We start from the raw sequence: 4,861 nt of genomic DNA, 5'->3' as shown, positions 1-4,861 counted from the left end.
CAAAGGCGGGCGACACCTGGATCACTTCGCCATCAGGAACTCGGGGATTTCAATTCCCTGTTCCATGTAGAAGCGTGCTGCACCGGGGTGCAGCGGCACTGGCAGACCAGCGATCGCTTTTTCAAGTGCCATGGCCTTAGTTGCCGGGTGGATGGCCTGAAGGAACGGCAGGTTCTCGTAGATCGTCTTGGTGATCATGTAGACGTTCTCTTCTGGAAGGTCCGCATTGGTCGCCAGGAAGTTCGGCTGCGCAATAGTGTTCCAGTCGGCATCCTGATTAGGATAGGTCCCAGCTGCGATGACGTACCGTGTCCAGAGGTTGCGACCGGCGTCCATAGCCGCAAGCTGCTCATCGGTCACGTTCAGCGGTGTTACGCTGTCACCAACTGACGCCATAAGCTGTGAAATGGCTCCTGTCGGTACACCTGCAGGCGTATTGATGCCTTTGACCTGACCGTTTTGCAGGGCTTCAGCCGACGGGCCGTAGCCACCAAAGACAAGCTCGTAGTCAGTGTCGATTGCGATACCAACCCCACTCAAGAGCGCACGGTTCGAGCCGATTGTTCCCGAGTTTTGGCTTCCAAGCGCCATAGCTTCGCCTTTGAGGCCGGGCAGGACGCCGACCGTGCCATCGCCTGCAACGTCGTTCGAGACGATGAATTGCTCAACGTTCTGCCAAAGCATTGTGATCGAGCGGATGTTTTCCTGTGGACCGGACTCTGCGATCGGACCTGTACCTGTTGCGGCGTAGCTGCCGAAAAGACCCTGCAAAATGGCAAACTGTGCTTCGCCTTCCCGCAGAAGGCGGACGTTTTCACCGGAACCAGCCGAACTGATTGCCGACATGCCGATTTTCTGTTTCGGCTCAAGCTTAACCTTAACAAGGGTCGAAAGTGCAACGCCAACCGGATAATACGTGCCACCGGTAGACGCAGTTGCAAGGACGTAGCTTGCTTCTTCAGCGTGTGCTGTTGCGCCAAACGACACAGCAACAGCCGCGACAAGCGCGGTCTTTTTGACATGAAACATAGTTTTCTCCCAGAATATGACCGTTTTAGTCTGATTTAAGATTTAAGCTATTTTACTCAAATGACCAGCGATTAGGTTCATTGCCGCTAAATATGGCTGCAAGAACCGCGGAACGCGGAAGCAATTTCTGGCTTAACTTACCGCGTGTTTTCAACCGTCTTGAGGATCGAAATTCAGCAGGATGCTGGCAAGCTCACGTTCTTGCACAAGCGCGGCGGCCTTCTTTGGTGACAACCATTTCCTTCTGCGCGTTTGCTTTTCAGGCCAATTGCTTGCGAGAAATGCGACCTTTAAAGGAAATACCGCAACCACGCACGGAAGACTTTCATCACCTGGCAAGGCCTTGAGATAACTGAATATACCGATGCAAACGGTACTCACCTTTCCGGTCACGCCAGCTTCTTCCCATGCCTCTGTCGTGGCTGCTTCGGCTGGGGTTGCGCCATTTTGCGGCCAGCCCTTTGGCACGATCCAGCGTCGAGACTTTCTCGACGTCACCAAAAGGATCTGAGCTTTACCATTGCGACGACGCCAACACAGCGCACCAAACTGGGTCCGCACGTCACGTTTGTTGAAGTTCTCAAGTTTAAGGGCCTGCTGCTTGATCGTGCCCATGCTCTTTTTCCTCGACCGTCCGTCTTGCCTTGGTTGAACCGGTGCTATCTTTTCAGAAAGTTATCATTCCGCTGAAAGATAGCAACGATTTGTCTCACTCTTTCCTCACTCAAAAGTCCTAGCTGTTGTTTTCCTCGCGCATGTCCACTCCGCAGTTGATTTCGTCCGAAATCTATCGCAATTCCACCTATGGAACGTGGCACCCATTGGCGATCCCAAGAGTGTCGACAGTGATGGACTTGGCGTCTGCGTTGGGCTGGCTGCAGCCAGATGGTTGGGTTCGCAGCCCCCGAGCGCGCCCCAATGCGCTCGCGGCGTGGCATACTCCTGAATACATCGCAGCAGTTCAAAAGGCTGAAAAAGACGGCTTCGTCTCAGACGATGTGCGCGCACGCCATAACCTTGGGACGCACGCTAATCCTGTGTTTGGCGAGATGTTCCGCAGGCCCGCGACTGCGGCGGGGGCCGCTGTTTGGGCGGGGGAATACTTGCGGGAAAGCGGCGTCGTGTATTCACCGGCAGGGGGTACTCACCACGGGATGCCGGACTGCGCAAACGGGTTTTGCTATTTTAACGATCCAGTTTTAGCGATCCTGTCATTGCGGGCACATGGTGTGCGTCGCATTGCTTATGTGGATATTGATGCGCATCATCCCGACGGGGTCGAACACGCTTTTGCAACAGATCACGACATCCTGATGGTTTCAGTTCACGAAGAGCGCCGTTGGCCATTTACCGGCCATTTGGAGGATCGAGGCGTGGGCAATGTCTTTAACCTCCCAGTCCCGCGCGGCTTTAATGACACCGAGATGCGCGCCATTCGTGACGCGTTGATCTTGCCTCTTGTGCAGTCTTTTCGCCCGGATGCGATTATCCTGCAGTGCGGGGCGGACGCGGTCACTGAAGATCCACTGTCCCGTCTCACGCTCTCTAACAATGCCCATTGGGAGATCGTCGATGCGCTGAACGGCATGTCGCTGCGCTATCTGGTCTTGGGCGGAGGGGGGTATAACCCGTGGAGCGTCGGTCGGCTTTGGACCGGTGTCTGGGGAACGCTGATGGGGCGCTCGTTTCCTGATCGGCTGCCGCCCGAGGCGCAAGCGGTGATGCGCGCTTTGTCCTGGCCGGGTCGCGCGGCGGGGCGCAATCCGCCCGGTCATTGGTTCACGACGATCAAAGATGAGCGCCGCGAAGGAGATATCAATGACGAGGTGTGCGATCGTCTGGGCGCGCTTTGCGCACGGCTGAAGGTGTGGGTCTAATGCGGTTGTTCCTGGGACTTAGCCTTCCGGATATGCATCGTAACGCACTGGCAGAGCTTCAAAGCAATGTGCCTCCCGGGCGCGCAGTGCCGTGGGACAACTTCCACATGACACTTGTGTTTTTGGGGGACGCCACCAACGCATTGGTTGACGAGTTGGACCTTGCCTTGGATGGCATGCGGCTCGTGCTGCCTGAGATAAACCTTGGTGGACTTGGTCAATTCGGCGGCGGAAATCCTCGCGCGGTCTGGGTCGCCGTCGCGCCTTTGGGTCCGTTGGACGCGCTTCATCGGCGACTGGGGAATGTGGCGCGCGGGGTGGGCTTTGAGGTTCCAAGCCGTCGCTTCGTGCCGCATGTCACATTGACCCGATTTGCGCGAGAAACGGTGCCCCCAACGGCTGTCGCGAAATTCTTTCAAAAGCAAGGCAGCTTCGCGTTACCTGCTTTTCAACCTTACGCCGTGACTTTATTTCGTTCGCATCTTCGCGGCGACGGGTCGGACTATGAAACGCTTGCGGACTATCCAATCACGCCAAGTCAGACCACTTAAGCTGGGTATTTTTTCCGAGTGGTCTTCCACGGCCATTCCGAGGAATTCCGACCGATGGTCGATCGAATGGGGCAGCGGTATGAGATCGCGGATGTCATGGTGCTCTTCTCGTCGCCTCAGGTGGGCTATTTGCCAGGGCAGTTGGGGAATGTGGACGGAGATTTCTCGGCCTGGTGATCAGGCAGATTATCGGTTCCGATCATTGCCTCGAAGTTGCCTTCAGGGATGTGGCGGCGCGAAATCCGTTTTCCATCTGCCGCTTGGATAGACCTAGGGCGGCGGCGGCTTGTTTTCGAGATAAACGAGCATCGGTGCCGGTACGAGAGCGTGTCTGATCCGGTCAGACACGCTCTAGTCTGCTAAGCCTTCCAGATCGCGCCCGCGTGGGTCAACCAAAAGTGCGGCGACCCATCCCGCAACAAAGCCGCCAAGGTGAGCTTCCCACGCCAACAGCCTTTCCATCGCGAAATACAGCGCGATATTAAGAGCGATCAGGAAGACGACCGCACGCAGAACCGGCCACATCTTCGCGCGGAACGTGAAACGGTCGACGTATTCCCATGCAAGGATAGCGCCCACCAACCCAAAAAGAGCGCCGGATGCGCCGACCATGGGGCGGTAGCTATCACTAAGAAGTGCGAACCCAACTGCTCCGCCGAGAATCGCAAAAGCGTATATGAGGGCGCCCTTCCAAAGTCCGACGCGGTCCAGAACGATCGGAGCGATCGACGTGAGGGTGATCATGTTTACCACCAGATGGACCCACCCACTGTGCAGGAAGCCATAGGTGAAAAACATGAGCCATGGCTGTGCCGGATAGTTGGGTTCCCAGTCGGTCAGAATTCCGGGCCAGAAGCCCGCAAATTCATAAACTGTGGATCGAAATCGGGGAATGCCGACAAGTCCAAAATCGCCGGCGGTCAGGGCGATTTCCACAAAAGCATATATCCCAACAAGGATAAAAACCGATCGATAGACCACCGGTTTTGCTTTTGCGGACCCCGTTTCAGGGGCTTTTTCAGGTGGCCCCTCTGTCACAGCATGCCTCGGCGGCGAGGGTTAAAAACCAAACGAGAAATCGCGGCCAACGTTTAAGAAAAGTGTGTTTGACGTCCGTGAATCCGCGCCGTCCTCGGATATCCGGACATGACGCAGTCCGGCATTCAGAGCCCAGTCTTCGTTCAGATCTCGCGAGTACTGAACCCCGGCCGCGGTCCGCGCATCGCCGTCCTCCTCGCCAAATTGCGAAGCGGCCCCGTATGAGAAATCGGCGCTCCAGGATGAGATCGAGTTTATCGGTGCCACATACCCTAATCCGAGCGAGGTATTCAGAAAGGCGTCGCCGTCACTGGTCGATGGGCTTTGAACCAGATTTGCAGTGAGTGTTCCGCCGGGAGCTTCGCG

Annotated in this window: 6 protein-coding genes and 1 pseudogene; 3 read left to right on the top strand and 4 right to left on the bottom strand. The window is 56.3% G+C overall.

Annotated features, from left to right (window positions below):
- Positions 1 to 21: 21 nt before the first annotated feature.
- Together Q1B15_RS16860 and Q1B15_RS16855 are read right to left on the bottom strand one after the other, a co-directional pair.
- On the bottom strand, positions 22 to 1,029 hold the full coding sequence (locus Q1B15_RS16860) for a TAXI family TRAP transporter solute-binding subunit (protein WP_299755829.1): 1,008 nt from the start codon (positions 1,027 to 1,029) through the stop codon (positions 22 to 24).
- A 150-nt stretch (positions 1,030 to 1,179) separates the two neighbouring features.
- Positions 1,180 to 1,644 carry an NUDIX hydrolase gene (locus Q1B15_RS16855; protein ID WP_299755826.1) on the bottom strand — a complete coding sequence of 155 codons (465 nt, stop codon included), beginning with the start codon at positions 1,642 to 1,644 and terminating at the stop codon, positions 1,180 to 1,182.
- Between the two features lie 140 nt (positions 1,645 to 1,784).
- On the opposite strand from Q1B15_RS16855, the gene Q1B15_RS16850 reads away from it, so the two are divergent.
- Genes Q1B15_RS16850 through Q1B15_RS16840 form a run of 3 tightly spaced genes read left to right on the top strand, consistent with a single transcriptional unit; the run spans position 1,785 to position 3,634 of the window.
- Entirely contained in the window at positions 1,785 to 2,906 is a 1,122-nt protein-coding gene (locus tag Q1B15_RS16850; protein WP_299755823.1) for an acetoin utilization protein AcuC, read from the top strand.
- Positions 2,906 to 3,457: an RNA 2',3'-cyclic phosphodiesterase gene (thpR, locus tag Q1B15_RS16845; protein ID WP_299755821.1), complete on the top strand. Its 552-nt coding sequence runs from the start codon at positions 2,906 to 2,908 to the stop codon at positions 3,455 to 3,457. The genes Q1B15_RS16850 and thpR overlap by 1 nt, the downstream gene beginning before the upstream one ends.
- 54 nt (positions 3,458 to 3,511) lie before the next feature.
- The gene (locus Q1B15_RS16840; protein ID WP_299755819.1) at positions 3,512 to 3,634 is read left to right on the top strand and encodes a hypothetical protein; all 123 of its coding nucleotides are present in this window, start codon (positions 3,512 to 3,514) and stop codon (positions 3,632 to 3,634) included.
- 174 nt (positions 3,635 to 3,808) lie between these two features.
- Here the strand turns inward: Q1B15_RS16840 and Q1B15_RS16835 are convergent, their stop codons facing one another.
- Together Q1B15_RS16835 and Q1B15_RS16830 are read right to left on the bottom strand one after the other, a co-directional pair.
- Positions 3,809 to 4,495 carry a rhomboid family intramembrane serine protease gene (locus Q1B15_RS16835; RefSeq protein ID WP_299755815.1) on the bottom strand — a complete coding sequence of 229 codons (687 nt, stop codon included), beginning with the start codon at positions 4,493 to 4,495 and terminating at the stop codon, positions 3,809 to 3,811.
- A gap of 21 nt (positions 4,496 to 4,516) precedes the next feature.
- Positions 4,517 to 4,861: pseudogene (locus Q1B15_RS16830) on the bottom strand (hypothetical protein); the annotation flags it as partial.

The sequence above is a fragment of the uncultured Boseongicola sp. genome (assembly GCF_937988555.1).
Lineage (GTDB): Bacteria > Pseudomonadota > Alphaproteobacteria > Rhodobacterales > Rhodobacteraceae > Boseongicola.
The sequence above is the reverse complement of the archived record's forward strand: the minus strand, read 5'-3'. Positions and strand labels throughout refer to the sequence as shown.